Origin of the sequence: Thalassobacter sp. 16PALIMAR09, assembly GCF_000765485.1 — a bacterium.
Lineage (GTDB): Bacteria > Pseudomonadota > Alphaproteobacteria > Rhodobacterales > Rhodobacteraceae > Thalassobacter > Thalassobacter stenotrophicus.
In genome coordinates, this window is the sequence record NZ_JHAK01000002.1 from 418,398 (window position 1) to 445,195 (window position 26,798).

Genomic DNA, 26,798 nt, shown 5'->3' on the forward strand with positions numbered 1-26,798 from the left:
ATCCTAGACACGCTCCGCTGTTCCCCCCGCGGAGCGTGTCGCTTTTTGGGAGGCAGTATACGGATCATTAGGAGCTGTTAACGCTCTGGCAGAACCGCACCGGGGTTCATAATGCCCATCGGATCAAGGGCTCCCTTGATCGCGCGCATCGCCACCAGTTTGCCGGGATCTCCGTACCGCTCTAGGTCCGCGACCTTCGTGCGGCCAACCCCATGCTCCGCTGAGATGGATCCGCCCATTTCGTGGACAAGGTCATGTACGCAGGCCTTGATCGCGGGGCGTAGGTTGTCATGGTCTGATCTGGATTTTCCGTGCACCGGAAAGACGTTGTAGTGCAAGTTGCCATCGCCAAGGTGGCCAAAGCAATTGATCCGCCAATCCCCAAGTTCAGCCAGCCGCCCCGGCGCCTCGGCGATAAAGCCGGGGATGGCCGCGATGGGCACGGATATATCATGGCTTGAGACGGAGCCGATCCGGCGATTGGCCTCGGGGATTTGTTCGCGAATGGCCCAAAACTCGGCGCGTTGGGTTTCTGATTGCGAAATCACCCCGTCGCTGACCAGCCCTGCGTCAAACGCCTCGGCAAACAGGGCCTCCAGCGCGTCTTGGGCCACAAGCGTGCCAGAGGTGCCCACATCAATCAGGACCATCCATTCTGGCGGGGTCTCGAACGGGGCGCGCACATCTGGGCCAACCTCTGCAAGGAAATCCAGCCCCATACGGTGCATCAATTCAAAGGCAGAAATCGCCTCACCCAGATGTTTGCGCCCAAGCGAAAGCAGCTCAAGCGCCGCCTTTGGGCGGGGCACGGCCAGAAGTGCAGTGGCCTGCGATGACGGGCGCGACACCAGTTTGAGCGTGGCCGCCGTGATAATGCCCAGCGTCCCCTCGGAGCCGATCAAAAGGTGGCGCAGGTCATACCCTGTGTTGTTTTTGCGTAGGGCCGAAAGCCCGTGGTGGATCGTACCGTCGGGCAGAACCGCCTCAATCCCAAGCACCAGATCGCGGGTGTTGCCGTAGCGCAGCACGTTCACGCCGCCTGCGTTGGTCGCAAGGTTGCCGCCGATACGCGCGGACCCCTGAGAGGCTAGTGAAAGGGGAAATAGCCGGTCTGCATCAGCGGCAGCCTTTTGGATCGTCTCAAGGATGACACCGGCCTCAACCACCATGTTAAACCCATCGGGATCAATATGGCGGATGGCAGTCATCCGCTCCATCGACAGGATCACGGGCATCGGGCCGTCGGGGGCCATTTGTCCGCCCACCAGCCCTGTGCCGCCGCCATATGGCACCACGCCCACCCGCGCGTCATTGCAGATGCGCAAAACTGTGGCGACCTCGTCCGTGGTGGCAGGGGCAATCAGCAGCCCACCCGCAGAGGCGTAGCGCCCACGCGGCTCCTCCAGATAGGCGGGTGTCAGTTCGCGAAAGCAGGCGGCAGGCAGGGCTGCGCGCAACGCGGCCTCGGCGGTATCAAAGGGATGCAAGGTCATGTGTGGGGAACTACGCAGCTCGTTAGGGAAGGCCAGTGTTTAGTCGTTTGTGGGGGCGTTCAGCCACTGGGGCATCAACACGCGCACTGTGGGCTGTGAGGGTAGGTTCCGCAAGGAGACTTCCATGCTGTGCGCACCATCGCGTTCAATCACGAAGCCCTCTGCGGCCATGCCCTCCAGAAAACGGTCAAGCGATGAGAGTGAAAACCAATGCATCGGGATGACCAATGAGGATCGGAGGCGGGCCACAATCGCCGTCATTGTTTCGAGCGGGACGGTAAAGCCGCCGTCGATAGGGGCCATCACCACGTCTAAACGTCCGATCGCGGCATATTGAGCGGCGTTGGGTTCATGATGCAGGTGGCCAAGGTGCCCGATGCACAGGCCACCGACTTCAAACACAAAGACCGAATTGCCGTTTTCAATCCGCCCATTGTCAAATCGGTTGCGGATATCGGTCGAGACTGAGCGGACCAAGACTTCACCCAGATCAAGGTGGTGGTCGGCGGACATGCCGCGCGTCTCCGACCAGCCGCGCAGAACATGGGGGATTGCAGGATCCGGAAAGTCGGTGAAGTGCGTTGTGTGCGCGCGGTTCATCGTGACGACGTCCGGGATCATCGGGCTGGCCCCAATAAACCCGGAATAATCCGTGACCAGTCGCAGCCCACCGTGGGTTTCGATCAGGAACATCGCATGGTCGATGAAGTGGATGCGGGTGGTGAATTCGTCGGGCAGGGGGCTGCCGTAGGCGGCCTTTTGGATGTATTCCAAGCCCGGTGCTGCGTCGGCGATGGCGATGCAATGACTGGGCCTGCGGTCTTGCGCGGCGGCGGTAAACGGCAGGGCAAGCAAAAGGCAGGTCGCGAACAATCTCAGCATCGGGGCACTCCTCTTTCCAGACGAAAAGATAGAGCGGTGCTGCCCACTGGCAATTGCATGTCGTCAGCCCGCGTCTGTGCGGCCCCGCCGGTCATGGCGCAGGTTGGCATAGAGCACATGGGTGCGCCAACGGTTCGCGATTTGTAGATAGCTCTGCGCAACGCCTTCATACTTGAACCCACAATGTTCGAGTACCCCGCGCGACGGGGTGTTTTCGGGCAAACATGCGGCCTCAATCCGGCTAAGGTCGAGAGCGTGGAACGCGTGATGCACGGTCGCCTTAATCGCCTCGGACATATAGCCTTGGCGTGCAAAGGGTGCACCGATCCAATAGCCCAAGGTGCCCGATTGCGCGGGCCCCCGGCGGATATTGTCCAGTGTGAGGGCGCCCATAAGCGCCCCGTCTTGGCGGCGTTCAAGGAATAGGGCCATGGCCGAACCGCTCGTCCACGCGCGCTGTGCCCAATAGATGCGGTTGGTGAACGCCTTGCGGGTCAGGTGATCCGCGGCCCAAGCCGGCTCCCAGGGTTGTAGGAAGTCGGCCGACTGGGCGCGCAAACCCGTCCACGCGCGAAAGTCACTGTGCGCGGGCAGGCGGAGCGTCATGCGCTCAGTCTCGATCCTGACTTTCCGCGTGCGGCCCAGCATTAGGCGATCAGCCGCTCCACGAGAGCGTCGCGGTGTGGCATGTCACTTACAGGGCCATAACTTGCGATCGCTGGGGTGGCCTTGGCGCAAAGTGCGGCGGCATGGGCGCGGACAGCGGCGGCATCCACAGCGTCGATTTTGGCCACGGATTCCTCAAGCGGCGGCACCCGGTCCCAGATCGCGACCACACGGGCCAAACGTTCCGCGCGTGACGAGGGGCTTTCGAGGCCCATCAGCATACCCGCTTTCATCTGTGCGCGCGCGCGGTCAACCTCAACGGCTGAGATGTCGTCGCCTGCGCGCTTCAACTCATCAATGATAAGGTGGGTCAGGCCGGCCACATCCTCGGCACCGGTGCCCGCATAGACCGTCATCATGCCGCTGTCGTTAAATGCGCCGACTTGAGCAAAAATCGTATAGCACAGGCCGCGTTTTTCGCGCGCCTCTTGGAACAAACGGGAGGACATCCCGCCGCCTAAAGCTGCGGCATAAATCTGCGCGGTGTAGATTTCATCGTCGCGGTAGCCGGGTTGTTCAAACGCGAGGGCAACATGGGCTTGTTCCAGCGTTTTGACTTGTTGGAACGCGCCGCCCTTGAACTGAGCGGGCTGTGCCAACCCTGCGGTGCCCGGCGTCAGGTGGCCAAAGGTTGCCTCGGCCAGTCGCACCAATGCGTCGTGATCAACCGCACCGGCAGCCGACAGGATCATCTGTTCGGGGCCGTAGTGTTCGTTCACAAAACCCGACAGGTCCGTGCGACCAAAGGCCTTTACCCGCTCGGACGGGCCAAGGATCGTGCGGCCAATCGGTTGCTCGGGGTAGGCGGCCTCTTGCAGCCAATCAAAGATAATGTCGTCGGGCGTATCCAGCGACTGGCCGATCTCTTGCAAGATCACGCCGCGCTCAACCTCAATCTCACGCTCGTCAAAGGTGGGGTTCAGCAGAATGTCCGAGATTAGGTCAACGGCCAGTGGCACATCATCCTTGAGCACGCGGGCATAATAGGCTGTTACCTCACGGGAGGTGTAGGCGTTGATGTAGCCGCCCACGTCCTCAATTTCCTCGGCGATTTGCAGCGCGCTGCGCCGTGCCGTGCCTTTGAACGCCATATGCTCCAGGAAGTGGGCGATGCCGTTCTGCTCCAACCGCTCATGGCGGCCCCCGGCGCTGACCCAGATACCAACGGCAGCAGATTGCAGCCCCGGCATGTATTCCGTCACAACGCGAAAGCCGTTGGAAAGGCGGTGAACTTGCGTGCTCATTGATGGGTTCCTACGCTGATCCGATCGCGGATCAACTCTTCGAGGGCGGTGAGATCATTCTCGACGCGGGTCACGCGTTCCGGCCGGTCAAACAGATCAGCCATGCGGGGTGGTAGCGCGGGGTGATGCCCGGTCGCGTCTTTGACGGCGGCGGGGAATTTCGCAGGGTGCGCGGTGGCCAGCGTGACCATCGGTGTGGCGCCTTGGTGGTCTTCGGCGACCTTCACACCAATGGCCGAGTGGGGGCACAACACCTCACCCGTGCGGGCCAAGGCATCTGTGATCATCGCGGAGGTGTCTTCCTCTGACACACGGCCCGAGGCGTAGATATCGCGCAAAGTTTCAAGCGCACCTTGCGAGACATGGAAGCCACCCGCCTTTAGCTCCGCCATCAATTGCGAAACGGCCGCGCCATCGCGGTCATATGCGTCGAACAATGCGCGCTCAAAGTTGGATGACACCTGAATGTCCATCGACGGGCTGATCGAGGGGATCACGCTGTCGGTCACATAGCCGCCAGTCATAAGGCAGCGGTGCAGGATGTCGTTTTGGTTCGTCGCCACGACCAGTTTTTCGATGGGCAGACCCATGCGCTTGGCGATGTAGCCCGCGAAGATGTCGCCAAAGTTGCCCGTGGGCACCGTAAAGCTGACGGGGCGGTGTGGCGCGCCAAGTGATACCGCGGAAGAAAAATAGTATACGACCTGCGCCAGAACCCGGGCCCAGTTGATGGAGTTCACGCCAGCCAACCGCACGCCATCGCGGAAGTCGAAGTCGTTGAACATATCCTTCAGACGCGCTTGGCAATCATCGAAATCGCCCGTCAGTGCGAGGGCGTGGACGTTATCCTCGGTCGGGGTGGTCATCTGACGGCGCTGCACCTCAGAGACACGGCCATGAGGATAGAGGATGAACACATCCACATTCGACAGGCCACGAAACGCCTCAATCGCGGCAGAGCCAGTGTCGCCTGAGGTCGCGCCGACGATGGTCACGCGCTTGCCACTGCGGCTCAGGGCTTCTTGGAACATCTGACCGATCAGCTGCATCGCGAAGTCTTTGAACGCCAGTGTTGGACCGTGGAACAGTTCCAGCAGGAAATGGTTCGGGGCCAGTTGCACGAGGGGCGCGCGGGCATCGTGGCCAAAGCCCGCATAGGCCTTGGCGATCAGGTCCGCAAAGACTTCGTCCGTGAAGGTATCACCGACGAAGGGGCGCATGACCCGAAAGGCGATTTCTTCATACGACAGACCCGCCATTGCCGCGATATCACCATGGCTGAGCGTTGGGATCGTCTCGGGGACGTACAGCCCGCCATCCCGGGCAAGGCCCGTCAGCATCGTGTCTTCAAAGCTCAGAGCGGGGGCGTTGCCGCGGGTTGAGATATATCGCATCACACAGGCCTGTTTTTCATGGTTTCCGCCTCATACGCCACATCCAAAGGAGTGTCATCCCCAACCACACAGCCGCGAGGCCGAACCACGTGATCGCGTAGCTCAGGTGGTCGTTGGGAATGGTGCCGCTGTCGACGGGATAGGGGGTGAGGGCACGCTGGGTCGGTGTGGTTTCGCGCGCAATAATCAGCGTGGGCTCCGCACCAAGATGATCGGCCATTGTGGGGACATCGCGGGCAAACCAAATGGCGCGGTTGGTGTCGGTTTCCGGGGTCGAGGAATTGATCTCATTGGGCCAATGCAGGTTGCCGGTGACCGTGACGTTGCGGTCCGCGCGTGTCGCATCCTTTAGCTCAAGCGGGAGGAACCCCAGATCGACCATGATGCGACGACCGTCCAGATCCAGTGCTTGGATCACGCGGTAGCCTGCGCCGAGGCCTTTGGCGGATGCCAATACGTGGATCTCGGGGCCGGTCAACGTGCCGGAGGCGGTGACGGCAAGGTACTTATCGGCTTCTTCGGAGGGGGCGGTAGGCAGAGGGGCAGGGGCATCAAAGATGCGCGCGTCAATCTCTGCGAGTATCGCATTTTTCCATGCGAGGCGTTCAACCTGCCACATCCCAAGGGACAGCAGAACGCCACAGCCGATCAGGCCAAGAAGGACAGGAAAGATAAAGCGCATGGATGTCACCCTTTCAACGAAAAGCAGCGCGAGGTTCCCCCCGCGCTGCAAAAGCTGCGTGTTGTTGCGGCGAACCTAGAGGCCCCAGATATAGACCGCAAAGAACAGGAACAACCAGACAACGTCCACAAAGTGCCAGTACCATGCGGCGGCTTCAAAACCGATGTGACGCTCGGCGGTGAAGTGGCCTGCACGGACGCGCAGATAGCAGATGAACAGGAAGATCGTCCCGATAATCACGTGCACGCCGTGGAACCCTGTCGCCATAAAGAAGTTAGCGAAGAATTTGTCGCCGCTGAATGACCAGTCTTGGTCGACCAACAGGTAGTGGTATTCGTAGGCCTGGAAGAACGTGAACACGATGCCAAGGATAACGGCGGCCAGCAGGCCATGCTCTACGTCGCGGCGTGGGCCACCGTGGACCAGCGCGTGGTGCGACCATGTTACCGCAGCACCCGACAACAGCAGGATCAGCGTGTTGATCAGCGGCAGGTGCAGGGGATCAACTTGGTAGAACACTGGGGGCACATAAGTGGAGCCCACATATTCGTTCATCGGATAGATCGTGTGCTTGAAAAAGCTCCAGAACCATGCGGCGAAGAACATAACTTCGGACATGATAAAGAAGATAAAGCCATAGCGCAGGCCGATTTGAACCACGGGTGTGTGATCGCCTGCGTGGCTTTCGCGGATAACGTCCGCCCACCATGCGTACATTGTGAACAGAACCGCCACAAAGCCCATGCCGAACAGGTAGGGGCCAGAGCCGTGCATCCAAAGCACAGCGCCGAATAGCATAACAAAGCCGCCCACAGAGCCCACGAAGGGCCACACCGAGGGTGGCAGGATGTGATAGTCGTGATTTTTGGCACCAGCCATGGGTGTCCCTCCGGTCTTCTTTTTAGTTTGTCTGTGTCTGCGGTGTGAACGTCGTCACACCGGCGAATTCTTCGGGCATGTCCGTCACGTGGAACGTGTAGGACAGGGTAATTTCGGAAATGCCTTTGGCTTCTAGGTCGTCCACCATGTCGGGGTCCACATAGAATGTTACGGGCATTGTGATCCGCTCACCGGGCATCAAGACCTGCTCTTGAAAGCAGAAGCACTCGATCTTGGCGAAATACAGACCAGCCGCGAATGGGGCCACGTTGTAGCTGGCGGTGCCGGCCACGGGCTTATCCGTCGGGTTGTAGGCTTCATAAAAGGCGAGGCCTGTTTCACCGATGCGAATTTCCATCTCGCGCTGGACGGGTTTGAACTCCCACGGCATGTCGCTTGCCTTGGAGGCGTCAAAGCGGACGTTAATCGTCCGATCCAGAACTTCGATGTTGGAGCCGTCCGAGATAGCGGTCGTGCCGCCATAGCCGGTCACGCGGCAAAACAAATCGTACAGCGGCACCGAGGCCCAGCCGAGCGAGCCCATGCCGATAACCACCGCAGTCGTTTGTGCAACGACACGGCCATTGTCTGACAACCCTCTGAACCAGCTCAGGATCATTGCGTATCCTCCACCGTGATTGCGGGGCGCGATACATGGTCAAACGCCTCGGCAAATTCACCGTTCGTAACCTTAACAACGGTCAGGCCAAAGACGATGCCCACAAGCCCGATCAGAACAGCCAAAAGGCCGAAGTTCCGGCCGGAGCGGCGTTCGTGCAGTTCGTGATCTTTGTGAAATGCCATTGTCTTACCAGCCTCCCAAACCGACGAGCTTTAGAGCGGCCTCTGCCAAGAGGACCCCAAAGTTCGCAAATAGGTACAGGATCGAAAATTTGAAGACTTTCTTCTCAACGGCATATTCGTCGCCCTCAGAAGTGGCTTCGTCGCGGCGCCAGATGTCCCACGCGCCTTTTAGGAAGATCGCGTTGAGCACCGTAAACACCACCAGTGTCATCGGACCACCAACCGAGGACAGTGCTGTCCAGATGGCGACCGGGGCCAGTGCCACGGTGTACCACCAGATGTGGCGGCGCGTTTCTTTGCGGCCGTGGGTCACGGTCAGCATCGGCACTTTGGCTTGGTGGTAGTCAGACTTCATGAACAGTGCCAGCGCCCAGAAATGGGGCGGCGTCCACATAAAGATCAGGCCAAACATCAAAGCCGCTTCGATGGAGATAGAGCCTGTCGCGACAACCCAACCGATCATCGGAGGGAACGCACCAGCAGCGCCCCCGATCACGATGTTCTGTGGTGTCGAGCGTTTGAGCCACATGGTGTAGACCACGGCGTAGAAAAAGATCGTAAAGGCCAGCAGGCCCGCAGCCATCCAGTTTGCCGTCAGGCCCAGCATCACAACGGATAGGACCGACAGAAACAGGCCAATGGCCAGCGCTTCGCGTGCCGTCACTTTGCCAGCTGGCACAGGACGCTTCGCGGTGCGTTTCATGACGCGGTCGATGTCCGCGTCGTACCACATGTTCAACGCACCGGACGCGCCTGCGCCTACAGCGATGAACAAAACAGCGGCAAAGGATTCGAACGGATGCAGCGCCGTTGGTGCGACCAGCACACCAACCAAGGCGGTGAACACCACCAGTGACATCACGCGGGGCTTGAGCAGGGCGAAATAATCGCCGAACGAGGCCTCGGGGCTTTCTACTTGGGTAGTGTAGCTTGCGTCACTCATGCCGGCGGGCTCCCATCCGGGGTTAAATGGCGCGGCAGCTTATGCCGCCGCGCTTAGAGCAGTTTACCAGGCGTAGGTATCGCCTTCTTTAACCATCGCGAGCCATTCTGCGTAAGCGTCCTCAGAGACGACTTTGACAGTGATGGGCATGTAGGCGTGGTCTTTGCCGCAGAGTTCGGAACACTGGCCGAAGTAGATACCTTCGCGCTCGGCGGAGAACCAAAGCTGTGCAAGGCGACCCGGCACACCATCCTGTTTCACACCGAAGGCAGGGATGGTCCATGAGTGGATCACGTCACCAGCGGTCACTTGCATGACGACAGTTTTGTTCACAGGCACCACAACCGCGGTGTCCGTGGCCAAAAGCCATTCATCGCGCGAGTAGCCATACTCTTCCAGCATGCCTTCCATCGCGGGCGACAGAACGAAGGGCTGTGCGCCTGCGTCTTCGGCAGCGTCGGTCATGGTGGCGGGGTGGCCGACCATGTAGCTGTCGAAGGACACGTCTTCGTCCACGTACTCGTAGTTCCAGTACCACTGTAGGCCCGTCACTTTGATGTAGATGTCACCTTCGGGGATGGTCTGCTGTTTGAACAACACTGGCAGCGAGAAACCACCGATCAGAACCAGAATACCAACCGGAATGATCGTCCAAGCGACTTCCAGTGTGGAGTGGTGGGTGAAGGTCGCGGGCTTGTCGTTCCGCTTTTCGTTGTAGCGCACGATGACCCAGATCAGCAGCGCCGTCACAAACAGCGAGATCACAGTGATGATCACCAGCAGGAACATGTTCAGCCACTGCAAGTCACGGGCGAGTTCCGTGGAAGCAGGTTGCATCCCCATAGCGCCTGGCGTCGGCGAACCGATGATAGGCAGATCCTGTGCGTGGGCTTGGAGCGCGACAAGGCTCGCGCCGGCGGCGGCCGTGAGGCCGGCCATTTTATTGGCTAAAGTCATTCAAATCGTCCTGTTGTCCGGGTTCCCGCTGTCTTGAACGGTCGTTGCAGGAATCCCCGTTGCGTCCTGCGGTGTGTGAACCATATCTTAGAGGGCAAATGCAAGCCGCCCGGCGCCAATCCAACCATTGATTGATTCTTGGGGTGTAGCGAAATCAAGGAGTTAGCCGTGGCAGCCGTAAAAAGTGAGACATTTCGTCCCTTCGAGTCCAAAGTTGATTTGGATCAAAGCCTTTCCCTGCTGCGTGAAACGCTTGTGGGTGCCGACGACGGAGAGCTGTTTTTCGAGCGGCGTCGCTCCGAGGTTTTGGTGTTTGATGACGGTCGCGTAAAGAACGCCAGCTATGATGCGTCCGAGGGCTTTGGCCTGCGGGCGGTGCGCGGTGAGACTGCGGGCTACGCTCATTCAACCGAGATTTCCGAGCAGGCCTTGCGCCGCGCCGCTGAGACCGCGCGTCTGGCCGTGGGTGCGGGCGGCGGGACCCTTGCAGACGCGCCGCAAGCGACCAACCAGCGGCTCTATACAGACGAGGATCCGATGGCAGGGGCCGCGTTCAACGTAAAAGTCGACACCCTGCGGGAGATCGATGATTTCGCACGGGGGCTGGACGCGCGGGTAGTTCAGGTTGCAGCCTCCATGGCGGCTTCAATTCAAGAAGTTGAGATTTTGCGCCCCGAGGGCACGCATGTCCGTGATGTACGCCCCATGGTGCGCCTGAACATCAGCATCATCGTAGAGCATGAAGGCCGCCGAGAAACCGGATCGGCCGGTGGCGGTGGTCGTGTGGGGTTAACGGGCCTGATCGGGCGGGACCATTGGGAAGGGGTTGCCCGCGAAGCGCTGCGCGTGGCCGTGGTAAACCTGAGCGCAGAACCCGCCCCCGCCGGGGTGATGGACGTGGTGTTGGGGGCGGGCTGGCCCGGCATTTTGCTGCATGAGGCCGTGGGCCATGGGCTTGAAGGCGACTTCAACCGCAAGGGTACCTCGGCGTTTGCGGGTCTGATGGGCGAACGTGTTGCGGCCCCCGGTGTCACCGTGTTGGATGACGGCGCCATCCCGGATCGCCGCGGTTCTATCACCGTGGATGATGAAGGCACGCCAAGCGCCAAGAACACCTTGATCGAAGACGGTATCCTTGTGGGGTACATGCAGGATCGTCAAAACGCCCGCCTGATGGGGGTTGAGGCCACGGGTAACGGGCGGCGCGAAAGTTATGCGCACACCCCGATGCCGCGAATGACCAACACCTATATGCTCGGCGGAGACGCCGCCCCCGCAGACATCGTTGCGGACCTAAAGGACGGGATCTACGCGGTGGGATTTGGCGGCGGACAGGTGGACATCACGAACGGCAAGTTCGTGTTTTCCTGCACCGAAGCCTATCGGGTCAAAGATGGAAAGGTCGGCGCGCCGGTAAAAGGAGCGACGTTGATCGGCGACGGCGCGACGGCGTTGAAGCACATTCAAGCCATCGGGAACGACATGGCGCTTGATCCCGGCATGGGAAATTGCGGCAAGGCGGGCCAATGGGTGCCCGTGGGCGTCGGGCAACCGACGCTCAAGATCGGTGGACTGACAGTGGGCGGGTCGCAGACGTAAGCCCCCGTCCCGCTGCCTGCCTCGGGGTCGTTGCCTATGGTTGCAGTCGCCGGATTGATCGCATCTCGCCGCCGGTCGCCTGTGTAACCTTCATAAAGAATTAACCATGCCCGCCTAGTTTGGCGGGCATGAATTACGACACCCCTGAGTTTTTGTCCTCTGCTGACACGGACGGCTTTTCTGAGCCTCCGCGTCCGTTCTTTGCCCAGCCCGTTACGAGCGTTGAGGATAAATTCGCGCGTCTGCGTTTGATCCGGTCGCGCAGAGTGGGCCCTGCCACGTATCGCCGCCTGATGGCCGAGCATGGCAGCGCCGCGGCGGCTCTTAGTGTGTTGCCGGACGTGGCCGAAGAGGCGGGCGTCAAGGGTTATCAAATCTGTCCCGAGGGTGTCGTTCGGGCCGAAATTAAGGCCGCGCAAAAGATCGGTGCGCGGCTGTTGTGCCTTGGTGATGCTGAGTATCCAGCAGAGCTTGCGGAGGTCGCGGATGCGCCGCCAGCCCTGTGGGCGTTGGGCGACAGGGGGCTGTTGACCAAGCCCAAGGTCGCACTGGTGGGTACACGCAACGCATCGTCTCTGGCCGGGCGAATGGCGCGCAAATTGGCCCAAGACCTAGGGGCGGCAGGCATTGTCACTGTTTCAGGCATGGCGCGCGGCGTCGACACAGCCGTGCATCAAGCCAGCCTAGAGACCGGCACCATTGCGGTGCTCGGTGGTGGCGTCGATGTGATCTACCCGGTTGAAAACACAGCGCTTGGTGACACGATTGCGGCACAAGGGTTGCGTCTGTCTGAGGCACCCATGGGCCATCAACCACAGGCGCGTGACTTCCCAAGGCGCAACCGGATTATCTCTGGGCTTGCGCCCGTTTTGGTCGTGGTTGAGGCCGCTCTGAAATCAGGCTCCATGATCACGGCACGGGCGGCATTGGATCAAGGTCGTGAGGTTCTTGCCGTACCGGGCCATCCGCTGGATACGCGCACCTCGGGCTGCAACGCGTTGTTGCGCGACGGGGCAACTTTGGTGCGCAGTGCGGAGGATATCCTAGATATACTCGATACAATGACCGCACCGCATGAGCCCGCGCAAAGCGCGCTGCCGTTCGAGGCCCCGACGGCCACGCACACCATCCCGCCGGACCAAATCATAGCACTTCTGGCAATCACGCCTGTGGCCGAGGATCAACTGGCCCGTGATCTCGGGATGGAATTGTCTGCCTTTAGCGCGCTGGTCGCTCCGCTGGAGCTATCAGGGCAGATATCGCGCGCGCCCGGGGGGCTTTTGTCACTTGCTGGTTGATGTTCAATCGTCCGGGCGGGTCAGTTCAAACACTTCGCGGATCACGGCGTAGTCCCGATAGCCCATGCGTGTTAGCGGTTGAAATTGTGTCACGTCGAACCGACCATTGACCACGCAATCGTCCCGCATGTGGACGCCCACGACTTCTCCGATGACCATGACGTTATGCGCGCCCTCAAGGGGGACGATCTGGCGAACCTGACATTCCAACGCGGCGGGGGCATTGGCCACGCGGGCACATGCGATTTCGGAGCATTCGGTTTTCGCCGCACCACTTTTCGCGAATTCATCAATGTCTTTCGTAAAACCCTCGGACGAGATGTTCATCACGTCTCGGTCGCTTTGGGCCACGATGTTCACGCAAAATACACCCGTTTCGCGGATGTTGGCGACACTGTCCTTGGTGCCGTCTTGATCGGGCTTGGCTGAGGTTGATGCGAACATAACCTGAGGGGGTACGTAGGCAATTGCGTTAAAAAACGAGTAGGGTGCGAGGTTGTCTGTGCCATCCGCGCTGCGCGATGAAATCCAGCCAATCGGGCGCGGGGCGACGATTGCGTTGAATGGGTTATGCGGTAGGCCGTGGCCGTCGGCGGGGCGATAATACATGGCAATCCTCCGGGTTGTTTGCCCCCCAGCTAACCTCATGCTACGCCCCTGACCAGAGGCAGCGAACGGATGACGCGTGGAGTTACGGCAGGAAACCCCCGAGGACCGGTGGGAGGTGGAGGCGCTCTTTGATCTGTGCTTTGCGCCCGGTCGCACGGCACTGTCATCCTATCGCTTGCGCGAGGATGTGGCTCCGGTCGAGGCCTTGTCGCTTGTGGCCGTGGATGATCTGAACATCATTGGTGGCGCGATCCGTTACTGGCCCGTCATGATCGGTGATCATGAGGCGCTGTTGTTGGGTCCTGTCGCGGTACACCCGACCCGACAAGGTGAGGGGCTTGGCGCATTTTTGATCCAAGATTCGCTTGAGCGCGCATGGGCGCTGGGCCATGCGCGCGTGCTGCTGGTGGGGGATGCGGCCTATTATCGGCGGCTTGGGTTTTCGGTGCTGACGGATGTTGAGATGCCGCCACCAACCAACCCAGACCGGGTTTTGGGTGTTGGCGACTGGGCAGGCGTGACGGGGATTGTTTCGCGCCACACGTAACGTGCAGCTTGCCGGATACACGGCTTGCCCCCATATTCTGTGCATGAACACTATCATTGTCGCTGATCAAACCCGCGCGCGTCTGGCGCGTCTTGCAGCCCGGCACCGTAATGCTCGGGGCGTTGGGATGCAGCTTGTGGGGTTGCTGGGGTCTCAGGCTGAAAATCTGCTGGAACGTCTGCCTGACCCGGTCAAAACGGGGCTTGAGGGTGCGACCGCTCGGGCGCTTGAAAGTGCGATGGATGTTGCGAGCGCAAGTCGCACCGCACGGTTGCCTGATACTTCCGACTGGCTAACCCGCGCGATCACATTGGGCACCGGTGCCGTTGGTGGCTTGGGCGGCTTGCCGTCCGCGCTTGCTGAATTGCCCGTAACGACGACCGTTCTTTTGCGCGCTATTCAGGGCATCGCCCAAGAACACGGGATCAACGCCCAAACTCCGGAGGGCAGAGCGGCCTGTTTGCAAGTGTTCGCCGCTGCCGGGCCGCTTGAGGCTGATGACGGCACAGACCTTAGCTTTCTCACACTGCGGCTGACCCTATCGGGTAGCGCGGTCAGCAAGGCGATTGCGGCTGTGGCCCCGCGCTTGTCGTTGGTTTTGGGTCAAAAGCTGGCCGCGCAATCCGTGCCATTGTTGGGGGCAGCGGCCGGGGCCGCGACGAACTATGTGTTTACCAGCTATTACCAAGATATGGCGCGGGTGCAGTTTGGTTTGATGCAGCTGAGCCAGGAAACAGGGCGCCCTGTTGAGGCGCTGGTGGATGACCTGCGCGCGCTACTGTCCGCGCCGCGAACCCGCTAGATGGCGCATACGCACACGGTCCTTTATTCGATCAACCATGACGGCGACACGATTTGCGTGGATCTGTTTCGACGCCCTGATGGCACCTTTGGCTTTGAAGAATTTCGCCGCGACCCAGAGGACGGGCGCGGGTGGTTCCCAATCGGACATTATGGCCACGAAACGTTCAGCTCTGTTGAGGCCGCACTTGATGCAGCCACCGCGCATGTTGGCTGGTTTGATGCGAGCCGCCTTACCCCCGGCGCTTGAGCCAATCCATCACGGCAGGACGTACGCTTTGCGCCCCGGATGTGCGTGCGGCGTCAATCACGGCGCGCGCCTCATCCAGGTCCGTGCGCCGCAGCAAATGCTTGACCGGACCGATTGAGGCCGGACGCATCGACAGTTTGCGCAGGCCCATCGCGGCAAAACACATTGCTTCAATCGGGCGACCCGCATCTTCGCCACAGAAACTGACAGGTGTGTTTGTCTCGGCGCAGCGGTCTACGATTTGCTCGATCAGCGATAGGAAGCTGACGTTGAGCGTATCGTAACGCCGCCGCACACGTTCGTTTTCACGATCCGCGGCAAAGAAGAACTGCTTGAGGTCATTGCCTCCGATAGAGATGAAATCAGCCAGTTCAAAGAACCGCCTTGGCGCGAAGGCCATGGATGGTGTTTCGAGCATCGCACCGATCTTGAGGCTTTCGGGCAGGACGTGGTTAAGGCTTTTTTCGCGGTGCATTTCCAGCAAGAGCGCCTCGCGCGCGCTGATAAATTCTTCAAGCTGGGCAATGAAGGGAAACATCACAGTCAGGGGGCGCCCTTCGGCGGCGCGGATCAACGCCTGAAGCTGCATCCGCATCACGCCGCGCTTATCAAGTCCCACGCGGATCGCCCGCCAGCCCATGGCCGGGTTGGGTTCCTCGGTGGGTTTCATGTAGGGCAGCACCTTGTCGGAGCCGATATCTAGCGTGCGGAACGTGACCTCTTTGCCGCCCGCCGCGTCCATCACGCGCTTGTAAAGGCTGGCCAACTCTCCACGTTTTGGGACGCTGCTGCGGGTGAGAAACTGCAATTCGGTACGGAAAAGCCCCACACCCTCGGCCCCAGATGTTGACAGGGATGGCAGGTCGGCCATGAGGCCTGCGTTCATCTGTAGTTCGATGCGGCTGCCACACTGCGTTTCGGCGGGTTTATCCCGGATTGAGGCGTAGCGTTCGAGTGCGGCGGCCTGCATTTCCAATTTATCGCGGAAGGCGTTGCGCACGCTGTCGTCGGGGCGCAGGTGAACGATGCCTTGGTCTCCATCCACCAAGACCACGTCATTGTTGAGCGCCTCAGTGGTGATGCCTTTGCAGTTGATCACGAGTGGAATAGCCCAAGCCCGAGCCACGATCGCCGCGTGTGACCCGACAGAGCCTTCCTCTAGGATCACCGCGCTGAGGCCACGGCCATATTCCAACAGTTCAGCTGGCCCAATGTTGCGCGCCACAAGGACTGCGCCGTCGGGCAGGGCCTCGGCGCTGACGGTGGCTTGGCCGGTTAGCTGTCGCAGCAGGCGGTTGGACAGGTCATCCAGATCGGCCAGACGGTCGCGCAGATAGGGATCTGGGACTTGGCCCATTCGGGCACGGGCGGTTGATTGCTCTTTCTCGACGGCGGCTTCGGCCGTGAGCCCAAGGTCAATGTCTTCTTCCATCCGGCGCAGCCACCCGCGCGAGTTGGCAAACATCCGGTACGCCTCGATCACCTCGACCTGCTCTTTGTCGCCTCTGGCGCCTTCGAGCATTTCATCGACCGAAACCCGCAGCACATCAACAGCGGCGCGCAGCCGCTCCAGTTCGGCTTGGGGGTCGTCGGCCACGGGGTTGGTGATCACCACTCGTGGGTTATGCAAGAACACAACGCCCTCGGCCGCGCCTTCTTGTGCGGTGCCGCCCCGAAACAAAACCTGACTTTTGTGGCGGGCGCGCAGAGCTTCGCCTTCGCCAACAAATGCGCCCAGCTCGGTCATCTCGGCCAGAACCATCGCCACAACCTCAAGGGCGTAGACTTCATCCTCGGTATAACTGCGCGCGTCCTTGGATTGTACAACCAGAACACCCAGCGTTTCGCCAAGGCGCTGGATCGGCACACCGAGAAAGCTGGAATAAATCTCTTCCCCGGTTTCGGGCATGTAGCGGAAACCGGGTGAGCTAGGGGCGTCGGACGCATTCACGGGGGCGGCACGTTTGGCCACGCGGCCCACAAGGCCTTCGCCCACGCGCATACGGGTGACGTGCACGGCCTCGGCGTTCAAACCCTTGGTCGCGCACAGTTCAAGCGTTTCGGCGTCGCGGTGCAGATAGACCGAGCAAACCTCGGTGCCCATGCTGTCTGCAACCAACGCCGTAATCCGATCAAGCCGCGCCTGACCTTCGCCAGCCTCGGCCATAACGCCTTGCAAACGTTGCAAGAGCCTGCGGCTATCTGAGTCTTTGGTCTGTACCATGTGACCCTCCCTGAGAGGGCACTATGAAGACAAAGCGGGCCCAGTGAAAGGGGCATGAAATGACCCGTGGGCCGAAAATTGCTGTCTGTTGGGTGGTCTGGGGCGAAATGTGTCGCCCCAGTTGAATTTTTAGGCTTTTTCTAACTCGAACGTATCGTGCAGGGCTTGCACGGCAAGCTCCATGTACTTGCGATCAATCAGGACCGAGACTTTGATCTCGGATGTGGTGATGACCTTGATGTTCACGTTCTCATCGCTGAGCGCTTTGAACATTTTGGAGGCCACGCCCGCGTGACTGCGCATTCCGATACCAACGACGGACACCTTCGCGACCTCGGTGTCGGCGATCAGATCGTGGAAGTTGATCGAGCCGACCTCACGAGCTTCCTGCATCGCACGCTCCGCCTTGAGGACCTGATCCACAGGGCAGGAGAACGTCATATCGGTGCGCCCCTCTTCGGAGATGTTCTGGACGATCATGTCGACGTTTACGCCAGCATCAGCCAACGGGCCAAAGATCGCAGAAGCGATCCCGGGGCGGTCTGCCACCGATACCAGCGTCATCTTTGCCTCGTCGCGCGAATAGGCCACACCGGCCACAACATTGCTTTCCATGATGTCCTCCTCGTCGCACACAAGCGTGCCAGCGTCGTCAGATTGTTCCTCAAAACTGCTCAGAACGCGCAGTTTCACTTTGTAGCGCATTGCCAGCTCAACCGAGCGGGTTTGCAGCACTTTGGCCCCGAGGGACGCGAGCTCCAGCATTTCCTCAAAGGCGATCCGGTCCAGTTTCCGGGCCTTTTTGGTGATGCGCGGGTCAGTGGTATAGACGCCGTCAACGTCAGTATAGATGTCACAGCGTTCCGCGTCGAATGCGGCCGCAAAGGCCACTGCAGTCGTGTCCGAGCCACCTCGGCCCAGCGTCGTGATCCGGCCCTCGGGGCTGATGCCCTGAAAACCCGCCACAATCGCGACCTTCATACCTTCGTCGAATTTGGTTGCCAAATTCTCGGTTGGGATTTCTTCGATCCGGGCGCTGGAATGTGCAGAGGTCGTCATCACTGGTACTTGCCAGCCCTGCCATGACCGTGCGGGCACGTCCATTTCTTGCAGAACAAGGGCCATCAACCCGGCGGTGATATTTTCACCCGACGACACAACTGCGTCGTATTCGCGTGCATCGTGTAGCGGCGAGATTTCATTGACCCAGCCGACCAGTTCGTTGGTTTTGCCGGACATGGCCGACACGATCACGATGACATCATAGCCCTTCGCGACCTCAACGCCGACACGCTTGGCGGCGCGGCGGATACGGTCAAGGTTTGCGACAGACGTGCCGCCGAATTTCATTACGAGGCGTTTACGTTGGCCTGACATTGCTATTCCCGGGACGTGGCTCCTGTTAGCTGGGCCTGTTAGGGGAGGGGGCGTCAAAGGGCAAGGCCTCGCCGCGAATAGGGTTGGGTTTTGTGCTGTGGCATGGGCGCATGTTGCCATGTCTACACAGGCTCGGTCGTGCGGAGAGCGTTGCTAAAGAGTACGGCCCAAACCCACAGGAGCGGACCGTACTCATCGTCGCACTGGGTTAATCGTTAACCATAGAAACAACACTAAGCTGCACCAGTTCGAACACATTCTTGCCCGTTTGTGGCGAGAACGTGTCAAAATAATGCCACGTATCGATATTTCGGTGCTCAAAGCGTTTGCCGCGCCAGGATCGGCGGATTTAAGCCGGTTTCAGGAGCCTTTGAGCCTCCGTTTGGGCAAATTTGCTCATTTTTTCACCGTGTAGGGCGATAAAGGCGCGGACACGCTCAGGGTCACGCTTGCTTAGCTCGCGCAGCCACCACGCGACGGCCTTTTGGATGAACCATTCGGGATTCGTTGCGTAGCGCGCGGCCCAGCCCAAAATTCGTTCCCGGGCTTCCAGCTCGGCGGGTTTGGGGTGGGATTGTTTGGTCCAGGGCAGCGTCATGACCAATGCCGCCCGTTGGGTCCAAAGGTGGTCAGAGGTTGTCCAACCCTCAACCACATCCAGTCGTGTTGGGTCCGCGATTAAGCGGCGTGAGCCCGCACTGCTGACGGCGTCGGCAATGGCCCAGCTGTCAAATTCTGGCACCCACGATTGGATCATATCCCACGCGGGCGTGTCGTCGGGGCGAATACGGGCTTGGGTCAGCAGTTTGGCCGCCGTGATCCGGGCCTCAAATACGTCAGTTTCCCACAATCCCTGAGCGAGGGTCAGCCGATCGCTCAGGGTAAGCGTTTGGCGCCAGTCCTTGGCGTGGGCATCCAGCGTGGCGCTGGGCACGCCCAGATACCGCCGCTCAATCTTGTGATAAGCGGCCATCTCGACGGCTTTATCCGCATCGCCCAACTGTTCCAGCGCGACAAGCGCGTCCTGCGGTGTCATTCCACGGTCACCGATTTGGCGAGGTTCCGTGGCTGGTCCACGTCCGTCCCTTTGTGCACCGCTGTGTGATAGGCTAGCAGCTGCGCGGGCACCACATAGACGAGCGGCGCAAAAATGGGGTCAACATCGGGCATCTGGATCGTGGCCCACACGTCATCGCCGGCCTGTGTGATCCCGGCGGCATCAGACACCAGTAGGACCATGCCTTTGCGCGCCATGACCTCCTGCATGTTGGATACCGTCTTGTCGAACAGCGCGTCACGGGGGGCCAAGACCACGACGGGCAGGGTTTCTTCGACCAAGGCGATGGGGCCATGCTTTAGCTCGCCGCTGGCGTAGGCTTCGGCGTGGATATAGCTGATTTCCTTCAGCTTCAGCGCGCCTTCATGGGCCATTGGATACATCGACCCGCGCCCAAGAAACAGGATGTCAGAGGCCGTAGCCAGCTTGCGGGATAGGTCTGAGATATGTCCAGACAGGCCGAGGGCTTGGTTGATCAGGCCGGGCACATGGGCAAATTGGCCCACCAGTTCGGCTTCGCGCGCGGCATCAATTGCGCCGCGTTGACGGGCGGCGGTGATGGCGAGCGACATCAAGACCGCCAACTGGTTGGTGAACGCCTTAGTGGATGCTACGCCCACCTCAACGCCAGCATGAATGGGAAAGCTCACGTCGCTTTCGCGCGCGATTGAGCTTTCGGGGACGTTCACGACCGACAACACCGATTGAGCCTTGTCTTTGCAGTACCGCAGCGCCGCAAGGGTATCGGCGGTTTCACCGGATTGGCTGACGAAAATCGTGGCGGTACGGGTTTGGATGGGTGGTTCGCGGTATCGGAATTCGGATGCGATATCGACCTCAACCGGCAGGCGGGCTAATTGTTCAAACCAGTACTTCGCCACGGTGCAGGCGATATGCGCGGTGCCGCAAGCAACCATGATGATCCGGTCAATCCCGGTGAAATCAAATGGCTCTGGCAGGGTGATTGCATCGTTGCTGATATAGGTCTTGAGACAATCGGCCAGTACGGCGGGCTGTTCATGGATTTCTTTGGCCATGAAGTGCTTATGGCCGCCTTTTTCGACCTGCGTGTGTGCTAGGTTCACCTCACGGATTTCGCGGTTCGCCAATGTGCCGCTGTGATCGTAGATCGTGGCGCCTGCACGGGTAATCTCGGCGCGGTCGCCTTCCTCTAGGTAGGTGATCCGGTTGGTCATGGGGGCCAGCGCAATCGCGTCGGAGCCGATGAACATCTCTCCGTCACCGTGGCCGATTGCCAAGGGTGAGCCGAGCCGGGCGGCGATCAGGAGGTCTTCTTCACCGTCAAAAATGAAGCACAGCGCAAAAGCGCCCTCAAGCCGGGCGATGGTTGCGGTGGCGGCGTCCTGCGGACCCAAGCCGGTGGCCAGATAGTGCTCGCACAATAGGGCTACGGTTTCAGTGTCGGTTTCCGTCTGAAACGGGACACCCAATTCGGCCAGCTCGGCGCGCAGCTCCCGGTAGTTTTCGATGATGCCGTTGTGCACCACGGCCACGCGACCTGCGCGGTGCGGGTGCGCGTTGCCCACACTGGGCGCGCCGTGTGTGGCCCAACGCGTGTGTCCAATGCCGACCTTTCCGGCCAGCGGTTCATGCACCAGCTTATCGCTTAGGTTAACCAGCTTGCCGACTTCGCGACGGCGATCCAGCCGTTGTTCGTGCACGGTGGCAATGCCCGCACTGTCGTAGCCGCGGTATTCCAGCCGTTTGAGCGCCTCAACCAGTTGAGGGGCGGCTTCGTTATTGCTTAGGACGCCGACAATTCCACACATCAGTTCGTGCCTTTCGCTTTGAGCCGTAGGGCAAGGTCGTGCAGTTTGCGCGCAAGCCCGGGCTTTGTTTCCTGCTTGGCGCGTGCCACGGCCAGCGCGCCGTCGGGCACGTCACTCGTGACGACTGATCCGGCGGCGGTCATCGCCTCAATCCCTATGTTGACGGGGGCCACGAGGGCGGTGTTGGTTCCGATAAAGCTGCGCGCGCCGATCTCGGTGCGGTGCTTGTTGACCCCGTCATAGTTGCAGGTGACGGTGCCCGCGCCGATGTTTGCCTCTGGCCCAACGGTTGCGTCGCCGACGTAGGACAGGTGATTGACCTTGGCGCCAGTACCGATGCTAGCCTCTTTGATTTCGACGAAATTGCCGATCTTGACGCCGCGGTCCAGCTCTGCGCCGGGGCGCAGGCGGGCGTAGGGGCCAACGACGCAACCGCCCGAGACGTGACACCCCTCTAGGTGGCTGAACGCACGGATATGGGCCCCGGTCTCAACCGTGACGCCGGGACCGAACACAACATTCGGCTCAATCACAACATCGCGACCGATATATGTGTCATGGGCGAAAAAGACCGTTTCGGGTGCGGTGAGCGTAGCTCCTTCGTTCAGGGCCTGCGTGCGGGCGGCAGTCTGAAATGTGGCCTCTGCGGCGGCCAGATCGGCGCGGGTGTTGACGCCAAGTGTCTCGGCCTCATCGCAGGTCACGACACGTGCGGTCAGGCCGCGCGCGGTGGCAAGGCCGACGATGTCGGTAAGGTAATATTCACCGGCTGCGTTGTCGTTTCCAACGGCCGCCACCAGATCAAAAAGCAAGGCGCGCGGGGCGCAGACGACGCCTGAATTGCATAGACGTACGGCCAATTCTTCGGGGGTGGCGTCTTTGGCCTCTACGATACGCTCAAGCTGGTCGCCTTGGGTAATCAACCGGCCATAACGGCCCGGATTGGCTGCCTCAAACGCAAGCATCACGATGTCGGCCCCGCTTGCACGGGCGGCAAGCATTGCTTCGAGCGTTTCGGCGGATACAAACGGCGTGTCGCCGTATAAAACGATGACGTCGCCGTCAAAATCCGCAAGCGGCGGGCCCGCTTGTGCGACGGCGTGGGCGGTGCCCAATTGCGGCTCCTGCCGGACGGTTTGCGCCTCAGGGTGCGATGCGGCCAGCTCCGCCTCAACCGCTTCGGCTCCGTGACCGGCCACCACGACAATGCGGGCGGGATCAAGCGCCAAACCCGACCCAATTGCATGGCTCAAAAGCGGGGCGTGGCCGATTTTGTGCAAGACCTTGGGCAAATCAGAGTGCATTCGGCTGCCGTGTCCAGCAGCAAGAATGGCGAGAGCTATAGGCATACCTGTAAATCGCTTTTTCTATCATTCGTTAACGTTTCTCTTGTCACATCCCGGCGCGGGGCTGCAAGACAAGCGATGGTCAAATTGCATAACAGAGTGTAACCGCGATGGGCGGGATGCCGCCAATGAAAGGGCAGGGGACAGGATGCAAACGGTTATATTCGATCTCGACGGAACACTTGCGGACACCAGTGGTGACCTCTTGGCGGCGGCGAATGCGGCCTTTGATGCGCTGGGCCACCCCGCCCGGCTTGACCCGGTCGCTGCAGAAGATCAGGCCACCGCGCTGCGCGGCGGGCGCGCGATGCTTCGGCTGGGGTTTGGGCGACACGGTGCCATTGATGAGGCCGCGGTCGATGCGGGCTATCCGGTACTGCTAGAGGCCTATGCCCAAGCGCTAAGCGTGCATACCACCCTTTACCCCGGCGTGATGGACGCGGTTGAGCGGTTGCGCGTCGCGGGCCATCCGGTTGGTATTTGCACTAATAAACCCAGTGGTTTGGCCGAAAGCTTGATGCGAGACTTGGGTGTTCGTGATGCGTTTGGCGCGCTTGTGGGGGCGGACACGCTGCCAGTGCGCAAACCCGACCCTGCCCCGTTTCGTCACGCGGTCGAATTGGTGGGCGGCGATCCGGCGCGCGCGGTCCTGATTGGTGATACTGAAACCGACCGTGAAACTGCTCGTGCCGCGGGTGTCCCCAGCGTGCTGGTGACCTTCGGACCCTTGGGGCGTGGTGTTGAGGCGCTCTCTCCCGAGGCGCTTTTGGATCACTACGATGATCTGGACCGGGTTCTTTCGGGCATCTGGACCGACTGAGGGCAATTGACGCAGCCACAATTGCTTCATATCGCTAGGGTATCGCGTTTTTGAGAGGCTGCCATGACCGAGCGTTTTACGGGATCGTTTACTCAGCAGGAACCCATTCCAGAGGCCGGGATCGAAGCCGCGCTAGAGGTGCTGCGTTCGGGTCGGTTGCATCGCTACAACCTATCTCCGGATGAAATCGGTGAAGTCGGCCTGTTGGAGGAGGAATTTGCCGCCTCTGTCGGGGCGAAATACGCACTGGCGGTTGCCTCGGGTGGCTATGCCATGGGCTGCGCGTTGCGCGCGCTGGGCATCGGTCCCGGTGATAAGGTCCTGACCAATGCCTTCACGTTGGCCCCGGTGCCGGGCGCCATTGCGAGCGTCAATGCTGAGCCGGTTTTGGTCGAAATCACATCGGACCTTGTGCTCGACCTAAACGACCTTGAGGCGAAGGCGAAATCTTCCGGCGCGCGCGTCCTAATGCTGAGCCATATGCGCGGGCATTTGGTCGATATGGAGGCGCTGGTGGCGGTTTGTGACCGGTTGGGCGTCACGATCATTGAAGATTGCGCACATACGATGGGGGCGGCGTGGAACGGCAAAGCCTCTGGCACGTTCGGTGCAGTCGGCTGTTTTTCGATGCAAACCTACAAACACATTAACTCTGGCGAAGGCGGGCTGATCGTCACGGATGACCCAGAGCTTGCGGCGCGGATGATCCTGCTGTCGGGCAGCTACATGTTATATGAGCGCCACGGCGCGCGCCCACCGATGGAGGCGTTTGAGGATGCCCGGTTTGTAATGCCCAACGTGTCGGGCCGCATGGATCACTTGCGTGCGGCGATCTTGCGTCCGCAATTGGCGGACCTGCCGCGCCAGGTGGCCCGGTGGGCCGAGCGGTATCAGACGCTTGAAGCGGGACTTGCCCAAACACCCGGCCTACACGTGGCACCCCGCCCAGATGCAGAGACCTATGTCGGCTCTAGCTTTCAGTTCACTTTGCCCGGCGCTTCGGCCGATCATATCCGTGATTTCGTGGCACGCTGTGCCGCGCGTGGGGTTGAGCTGAAATGGTTCGGGGCGGATGCGCCTGTGGGCTTTACGTCGCGCCATAGCCATTGGGGCTATGTCAGCCCGCAGCAATTGCCCAACACGGATCGTATCCTGTCAGGACTGTTGGATATGCGCGTACCCTTGACGTTCAGCGTCGAAGATTGCGCGTTGATCGCGCGGATCATTGATGCCGAGGCACGGGTGCCTGCATCCGTGGCCGCCGAGTAAAACGTGCCGCGTTGGTGGATATTTGCGCCCATTGCGGCGTTCTTCGGGCTGATTGGCGTTATGGCTTTGCTCTATGGCAAAGACATCGCGGAGCTGTCCGAGACCGAAGTCATTACTCACTACGCCGAGCGCTATGTGGTTGAGAGCGACAATCCAAATGCGCGCATGACGGACTGCCACGCGGTTCCCGGGGCGGACAATGTATGGATCATCGTGCGTTGTGCGGGGCATGAATATGCAGTCAATCGCTTTGGCGGGCTGATCGAATACACGCCGCTCTCGCAATTGCCGCCCAGCACCTAGCGCGCCTTGCGCAGAACATGCGCAACACCCTTGATGCCTGCGCGATACTGGGCACTGTAGGGGCACCTTTTTAATACACTTATTAACGTATGGATTTTGATATGTCTGATTTCACGGATCTTATTGATTGGTATCGACCTGTTGGCGGCATTCGGTACCGTACGATCAAACCTGTCCCGTGGGAAATCGGGGCCAAAGGATCGGGCCTGCGGATCGTTGTGCCGGTCGATTATGAGTTCGACGTCTCAATCCCTTGGTTCCTGCGTTGGCTGTTTGATCCCCATGATGCGCGTTATCTCAAAGCCGGGGCGCTGCACGATTATGCCCTGCATGTCCTCAGCTGGTCACGGGTTGCGGCCGCTGCATCTTTTTCAGAAGCGCTGAGCGCTGACGACGTAAAGCTATGGCGCAGATTACCCATGGTGCTCAGCGTAATCGTCTATAAATTCGACTGAGTCGTCACCGGGCGATCCGTGGCACGGATCAGGCTGGCAAAGGCCACCACCCAAGCCTGCGTCAGGACGCCGCCCCTGCAAAATCCAAAAATTCCCGCCTGCGTTGCAAATCAGGCGGGTACTGCGACGCTGCGCCGATTGACCCCCCGGGTCATGGGGACTAGATACCCCTCCAAGGTGCCTTTCGCATGAACGACCGAAACGAAGGAGGCCCACGTGGACGCGCTACTTTCGGAATACTTGCCTATCTTGATGTTTATCGGTGTGGCTGTCGGCCTCGGCCTTGTGCTGATGTTGTCGGCGCTGATCGTTGCTGTGCGCAACCCCGATCCCGAGAAACTCTCAGCTTATGAGTGTGGTTTTAACGCCTTTGACGACGCGCGGATGAAGTTTGACGTGCGGTTCTACCTCGTGGCGATCTTGTTCATCATCTTTGACCTCGAAATCGCATTCCTGTTCCCGTGGGCCGTGGCCTTTGGGGATATGAGCATGGCGGCCTTCTGGTCCATGATGGTGTTCTTGGCGGTTTTGACCGTGGGCTTTGCCTATGAGTGGAAAAAGGGAGCCCTCGAATGGGAGTGATGACAGGCGCACACACGGCCGGACCCGACAAAGAACAGGCCACCGCTCTTATCAATCAGGAGTTGCAGGACAAAGGGTTCCTCGTCACCTCTACGGATGATCTGATCAACTGGGCGCGCACTGGTTCGCTGCACTGGATGACCTTTGGGTTGGCTTGCTGCGCCGTTGAGATGATGCACACCGCGATGCCGCGCTACGACATGGAGCGGTTCGGTACCGCGCCGCGCGCGTCTCCGCGTCAGTCGGACCTGATGATTGTCGCCGGCACGCTGACCAACAAAATGGCACCCGCGCTGCGCAAGGTCTACGACCAGATGCCAGAGCCGCGCTATGTTTTGTCGATGGGGTCCTGCGCGAACGGTGGCGGCTATTATCACTACAGCTATTCGGTTGTGCGCGGGTGTGATCGGATCGTTCCGGTTGATCTGTATGTGCCCGGTTGCCCGCCCACGGCAGAGGCGCTGCTGTATGGTCTGTTGCAGCTGCAACGCAAAATCCGCCGCACTGGCACGATCACGAGGTAGGCT

28 protein-coding genes are annotated in these 26,798 nt (G+C 60.1%); 11 read left to right on the forward strand and 17 right to left on the reverse strand.

Annotated features, from left to right (window positions below; genetic code table 11):
- Positions 1-77: 77 nt before the first annotated feature.
- The 11 genes from PM04_RS05910 to coxB form a co-directional block, all read right to left on the reverse strand.
- Positions 78-1,493 carry an FAD-binding oxidoreductase gene (locus PM04_RS05910; RefSeq protein WP_038004595.1) on the reverse strand — a complete coding sequence of 472 codons (1,416 nt, stop codon included), beginning with the start codon at positions 1,491-1,493 and terminating at the stop codon, positions 78-80.
- A gap of 39 nt (positions 1,494-1,532) precedes the next feature.
- Entirely contained in the window at positions 1,533-2,375 is an 843-nt protein-coding gene (locus PM04_RS05915; protein ID WP_038004597.1) for an MBL fold metallo-hydrolase, read from the reverse strand.
- 63 nt (positions 2,376-2,438) lie between these two features.
- Positions 2,439-3,023, reverse strand: coding sequence for a GNAT family N-acetyltransferase (locus PM04_RS05920; protein WP_038004598.1), 585 nt, complete (start codon positions 3,021-3,023; stop codon positions 2,439-2,441).
- Positions 3,023-4,285: a pitrilysin family protein gene (locus PM04_RS05925; RefSeq protein WP_038004600.1), complete on the reverse strand. Its 1,263-nt coding sequence runs from the start codon at positions 4,283-4,285 to the stop codon at positions 3,023-3,025. Before PM04_RS05925 ends, PM04_RS05920 begins: the two co-directional genes overlap by 1 nt.
- Positions 4,282-5,679, reverse strand: a complete 1,398-nt coding sequence (gene thrC, locus PM04_RS05930) for a threonine synthase (RefSeq protein ID WP_038004602.1) — start codon at positions 5,677-5,679, stop codon at positions 4,282-4,284. The genes PM04_RS05925 and thrC overlap by 4 nt, the downstream gene beginning before the upstream one ends.
- A gap of 16 nt (positions 5,680-5,695) precedes the next feature.
- Positions 5,696-6,361, reverse strand: coding sequence for an SURF1 family protein (locus PM04_RS05935; RefSeq protein WP_038004604.1), 666 nt, complete (start codon positions 6,359-6,361; stop codon positions 5,696-5,698).
- A 75-nt stretch (positions 6,362-6,436) separates the two neighbouring features.
- Complete coding sequence (locus PM04_RS05940) at positions 6,437-7,240, reverse strand: cytochrome c oxidase subunit 3 (RefSeq protein ID WP_038004606.1); 804 nt, start codon at positions 7,238-7,240, stop codon at positions 6,437-6,439.
- Positions 7,241-7,262: 22 nt separating this feature from the next.
- Complete coding sequence (locus PM04_RS05945; RefSeq protein WP_081945930.1) at positions 7,263-7,859, reverse strand: cytochrome c oxidase assembly protein; 597 nt, start codon at positions 7,857-7,859, stop codon at positions 7,263-7,265.
- Positions 7,856-8,044 (reverse strand): hypothetical protein, encoded by a 189-nt coding sequence (locus tag PM04_RS05950; protein ID WP_038004607.1) that lies wholly within the window; start codon positions 8,042-8,044, stop codon positions 7,856-7,858. The genes PM04_RS05945 and PM04_RS05950 overlap by 4 nt, the downstream gene beginning before the upstream one ends.
- 4 nt (positions 8,045-8,048) lie before the next feature.
- The gene (cyoE, locus tag PM04_RS05955; RefSeq protein ID WP_038004609.1) at positions 8,049-8,987 is read right to left on the reverse strand and encodes a heme o synthase; all 939 of its coding nucleotides are present in this window, start codon (positions 8,985-8,987) and stop codon (positions 8,049-8,051) included.
- Between the two features lie 63 nt (positions 8,988-9,050).
- The gene (coxB, locus tag PM04_RS05960; protein WP_038004610.1) at positions 9,051-9,944 is read right to left on the reverse strand and encodes a cytochrome c oxidase subunit II; all 894 of its coding nucleotides are present in this window, start codon (positions 9,942-9,944) and stop codon (positions 9,051-9,053) included.
- A gap of 168 nt (positions 9,945-10,112) precedes the next feature.
- On the opposite strand from coxB, the gene tldD reads away from it, so the two are divergent.
- Positions 10,113-11,543, forward strand: coding sequence for a metalloprotease TldD (gene tldD / locus PM04_RS05965; RefSeq protein ID WP_038004611.1), 1,431 nt, complete (start codon positions 10,113-10,115; stop codon positions 11,541-11,543).
- A gap of 128 nt (positions 11,544-11,671) precedes the next feature.
- The gene (gene dprA / locus PM04_RS05970; protein WP_081945931.1) at positions 11,672-12,841 is read left to right on the forward strand and encodes a DNA-processing protein DprA; all 1,170 of its coding nucleotides are present in this window, start codon (positions 11,672-11,674) and stop codon (positions 12,839-12,841) included.
- Positions 12,842-12,844: 3 nt separating this feature from the next.
- Here dprA and PM04_RS05975 read toward each other — a convergent pair whose 3' ends face one another.
- Positions 12,845-13,450 carry a flavin reductase family protein gene (locus PM04_RS05975; RefSeq protein WP_038004613.1) on the reverse strand — a complete coding sequence of 202 codons (606 nt, stop codon included), beginning with the start codon at positions 13,448-13,450 and terminating at the stop codon, positions 12,845-12,847.
- Between the two features lie 76 nt (positions 13,451-13,526).
- Here PM04_RS05975 and PM04_RS05980 point away from each other — a divergent pair, with 76 nt between their 5' ends.
- Genes PM04_RS05980 through PM04_RS05990 form a run of 3 tightly spaced genes read left to right on the forward strand, consistent with a single transcriptional unit; the run spans position 13,527 to position 15,048 of the window.
- Positions 13,527-13,997, forward strand: a complete 471-nt coding sequence (locus PM04_RS05980) for a GNAT family N-acetyltransferase (protein WP_038004616.1) — start codon at positions 13,527-13,529, stop codon at positions 13,995-13,997.
- Positions 13,998-14,040: 43 nt separating this feature from the next.
- Positions 14,041-14,799, forward strand: coding sequence for an EcsC family protein (locus tag PM04_RS05985; RefSeq protein ID WP_038004618.1), 759 nt, complete (start codon positions 14,041-14,043; stop codon positions 14,797-14,799).
- Positions 14,800-15,048, forward strand: a complete 249-nt coding sequence (locus PM04_RS05990) for a hypothetical protein (protein ID WP_038004619.1) — start codon at positions 14,800-14,802, stop codon at positions 15,046-15,048. It begins immediately after the preceding gene.
- Here the strand turns inward: PM04_RS05990 and ptsP are convergent.
- The 5 genes from ptsP to glmU form a co-directional block, all read right to left on the reverse strand.
- On the reverse strand, positions 15,032-17,272 hold the full coding sequence (ptsP, locus tag PM04_RS05995) for a phosphoenolpyruvate--protein phosphotransferase (RefSeq protein WP_038004621.1): 2,241 nt from the start codon (positions 17,270-17,272) through the stop codon (positions 15,032-15,034). The genes PM04_RS05990 and ptsP overlap by 17 nt on opposite strands.
- 129 nt (positions 17,273-17,401) lie before the next feature.
- On the reverse strand, positions 17,402-18,649 hold the full coding sequence (locus tag PM04_RS06000) for an aspartate kinase (RefSeq protein WP_038004623.1): 1,248 nt from the start codon (positions 18,647-18,649) through the stop codon (positions 17,402-17,404).
- A 349-nt stretch (positions 18,650-18,998) separates the two neighbouring features.
- Positions 18,999-19,685, reverse strand: a complete 687-nt coding sequence (locus PM04_RS06005; protein WP_038004625.1) for a DNA alkylation repair protein — start codon at positions 19,683-19,685, stop codon at positions 18,999-19,001.
- Entirely contained in the window at positions 19,682-21,496 is a 1,815-nt protein-coding gene (glmS, locus tag PM04_RS06010) for a glutamine--fructose-6-phosphate transaminase (isomerizing) (protein WP_038004627.1), read from the reverse strand. Before glmS ends, PM04_RS06005 begins: the two co-directional genes overlap by 4 nt.
- Entirely contained in the window at positions 21,496-22,845 is a 1,350-nt protein-coding gene (gene glmU, locus PM04_RS06015) for a bifunctional UDP-N-acetylglucosamine diphosphorylase/glucosamine-1-phosphate N-acetyltransferase GlmU (RefSeq protein WP_038004629.1), read from the reverse strand. Before glmU ends, glmS begins: the two co-directional genes overlap by 1 nt.
- A 145-nt stretch (positions 22,846-22,990) precedes the next feature.
- On the opposite strand from glmU, the gene PM04_RS06020 reads away from it, so the two are divergent.
- From PM04_RS06020 to PM04_RS06045, 6 genes are all read left to right on the forward strand, one after another.
- The gene (locus PM04_RS06020) at positions 22,991-23,662 is read left to right on the forward strand and encodes an HAD-IA family hydrolase (RefSeq protein WP_038004631.1); all 672 of its coding nucleotides are present in this window, start codon (positions 22,991-22,993) and stop codon (positions 23,660-23,662) included.
- A 63-nt stretch (positions 23,663-23,725) separates the two neighbouring features.
- Positions 23,726-24,931: a DegT/DnrJ/EryC1/StrS aminotransferase family protein gene (locus PM04_RS06025; RefSeq protein ID WP_038004632.1), complete on the forward strand. Its 1,206-nt coding sequence runs from the start codon at positions 23,726-23,728 to the stop codon at positions 24,929-24,931.
- Between the two features lie 3 nt (positions 24,932-24,934).
- Positions 24,935-25,234, forward strand: a complete 300-nt coding sequence (locus tag PM04_RS17330) for a hypothetical protein (protein ID WP_052068219.1) — start codon at positions 24,935-24,937, stop codon at positions 25,232-25,234.
- Between the two features lie 101 nt (positions 25,235-25,335).
- Positions 25,336-25,689 (forward strand): DUF1353 domain-containing protein, encoded by a 354-nt coding sequence (locus tag PM04_RS06035; RefSeq protein ID WP_038005171.1) that lies wholly within the window; start codon positions 25,336-25,338, stop codon positions 25,687-25,689.
- A gap of 216 nt (positions 25,690-25,905) precedes the next feature.
- The gene (locus PM04_RS06040) at positions 25,906-26,271 is read left to right on the forward strand and encodes an NADH-quinone oxidoreductase subunit A (RefSeq protein ID WP_038004634.1); all 366 of its coding nucleotides are present in this window, start codon (positions 25,906-25,908) and stop codon (positions 26,269-26,271) included.
- On the forward strand, positions 26,262-26,795 hold the full coding sequence (locus tag PM04_RS06045) for an NADH-quinone oxidoreductase subunit B family protein (RefSeq protein ID WP_038004636.1): 534 nt from the start codon (positions 26,262-26,264) through the stop codon (positions 26,793-26,795). Before PM04_RS06040 ends, PM04_RS06045 begins: the two co-directional genes overlap by 10 nt.
- Positions 26,796-26,798 lie beyond the last annotated feature (3 nt).

Coding starts and splice junctions, on each gene's coding strand:
- glmS (WP_038004627.1), bottom strand. CDS start 21,496: ATGTGTGGAATTGTCGGCGTCCTAAGCAATAACGAAGCCGCCCCTCAA.
- PM04_RS05985 (WP_038004618.1), top strand. CDS start 14,041: ATGAACACTATCATTGTCGCTGATCAAACCCGCGCGCGTCTGGCGCGT.
- PM04_RS05910 (WP_038004595.1), bottom strand. CDS start 1,493: ATGACCTTGCATCCCTTTGATACCGCCGAGGCCGCGTTGCGCGCAGCC.
- PM04_RS05975 (WP_038004613.1), bottom strand. CDS start 13,450: ATGTATTATCGCCCCGCCGACGGCCACGGCCTACCGCATAACCCATTC.
- coxB (WP_038004610.1), bottom strand. CDS start 9,944: ATGACTTTAGCCAATAAAATGGCCGGCCTCACGGCCGCCGCCGGCGCG.
- PM04_RS05935 (WP_038004604.1), bottom strand. CDS start 6,361: ATGCGCTTTATCTTTCCTGTCCTTCTTGGCCTGATCGGCTGTGGCGTT.
- PM04_RS05940 (WP_038004606.1), bottom strand. CDS start 7,240: ATGGCTGGTGCCAAAAATCACGACTATCACATCCTGCCACCCTCGGTG.
- PM04_RS05950 (WP_038004607.1), bottom strand. CDS start 8,044: ATGGCATTTCACAAAGATCACGAACTGCACGAACGCCGCTCCGGCCGG.
- PM04_RS05925 (WP_038004600.1), bottom strand. CDS start 4,285: ATGAGCACGCAAGTTCACCGCCTTTCCAACGGCTTTCGCGTTGTGACG.
- PM04_RS06035 (WP_038005171.1), top strand. CDS start 25,336: ATGTCTGATTTCACGGATCTTATTGATTGGTATCGACCTGTTGGCGGC.
- thrC (WP_038004602.1), bottom strand. CDS start 5,679: ATGCGATATATCTCAACCCGCGGCAACGCCCCCGCTCTGAGCTTTGAA.
- ptsP (WP_038004621.1), bottom strand. CDS start 17,272: ATGGTACAGACCAAAGACTCAGATAGCCGCAGGCTCTTGCAACGTTTG.
- PM04_RS06000 (WP_038004623.1), bottom strand. CDS start 18,649: ATGTCAGGCCAACGTAAACGCCTCGTAATGAAATTCGGCGGCACGTCT.
- PM04_RS05990 (WP_038004619.1), top strand. CDS start 14,800: ATGGCGCATACGCACACGGTCCTTTATTCGATCAACCATGACGGCGAC.
- cyoE (WP_038004609.1), bottom strand. CDS start 8,987: ATGAGTGACGCAAGCTACACTACCCAAGTAGAAAGCCCCGAGGCCTCG.
- PM04_RS06005 (WP_038004625.1), bottom strand. CDS start 19,685: ATGACACCGCAGGACGCGCTTGTCGCGCTGGAACAGTTGGGCGATGCG.
- PM04_RS05920 (WP_038004598.1), bottom strand. CDS start 3,023: ATGCTGGGCCGCACGCGGAAAGTCAGGATCGAGACTGAGCGCATGACG.
- PM04_RS05915 (WP_038004597.1), bottom strand. CDS start 2,375: ATGCTGAGATTGTTCGCGACCTGCCTTTTGCTTGCCCTGCCGTTTACC.
- PM04_RS05945 (WP_081945930.1), bottom strand. CDS start 7,859: ATGATCCTGAGCTGGTTCAGAGGGTTGTCAGACAATGGCCGTGTCGTT.
- dprA (WP_081945931.1), top strand. CDS start 11,672: ATGAATTACGACACCCCTGAGTTTTTGTCCTCTGCTGACACGGACGGC.
- glmU (WP_038004629.1), bottom strand. CDS start 22,845: ATGCCTATAGCTCTCGCCATTCTTGCTGCTGGACACGGCAGCCGAATG.
- PM04_RS06045 (WP_038004636.1), top strand. CDS start 26,262: ATGGGAGTGATGACAGGCGCACACACGGCCGGACCCGACAAAGAACAG.
- PM04_RS06020 (WP_038004631.1), top strand. CDS start 22,991: ATGCAAACGGTTATATTCGATCTCGACGGAACACTTGCGGACACCAGT.
- PM04_RS06025 (WP_038004632.1), top strand. CDS start 23,726: ATGACCGAGCGTTTTACGGGATCGTTTACTCAGCAGGAACCCATTCCA.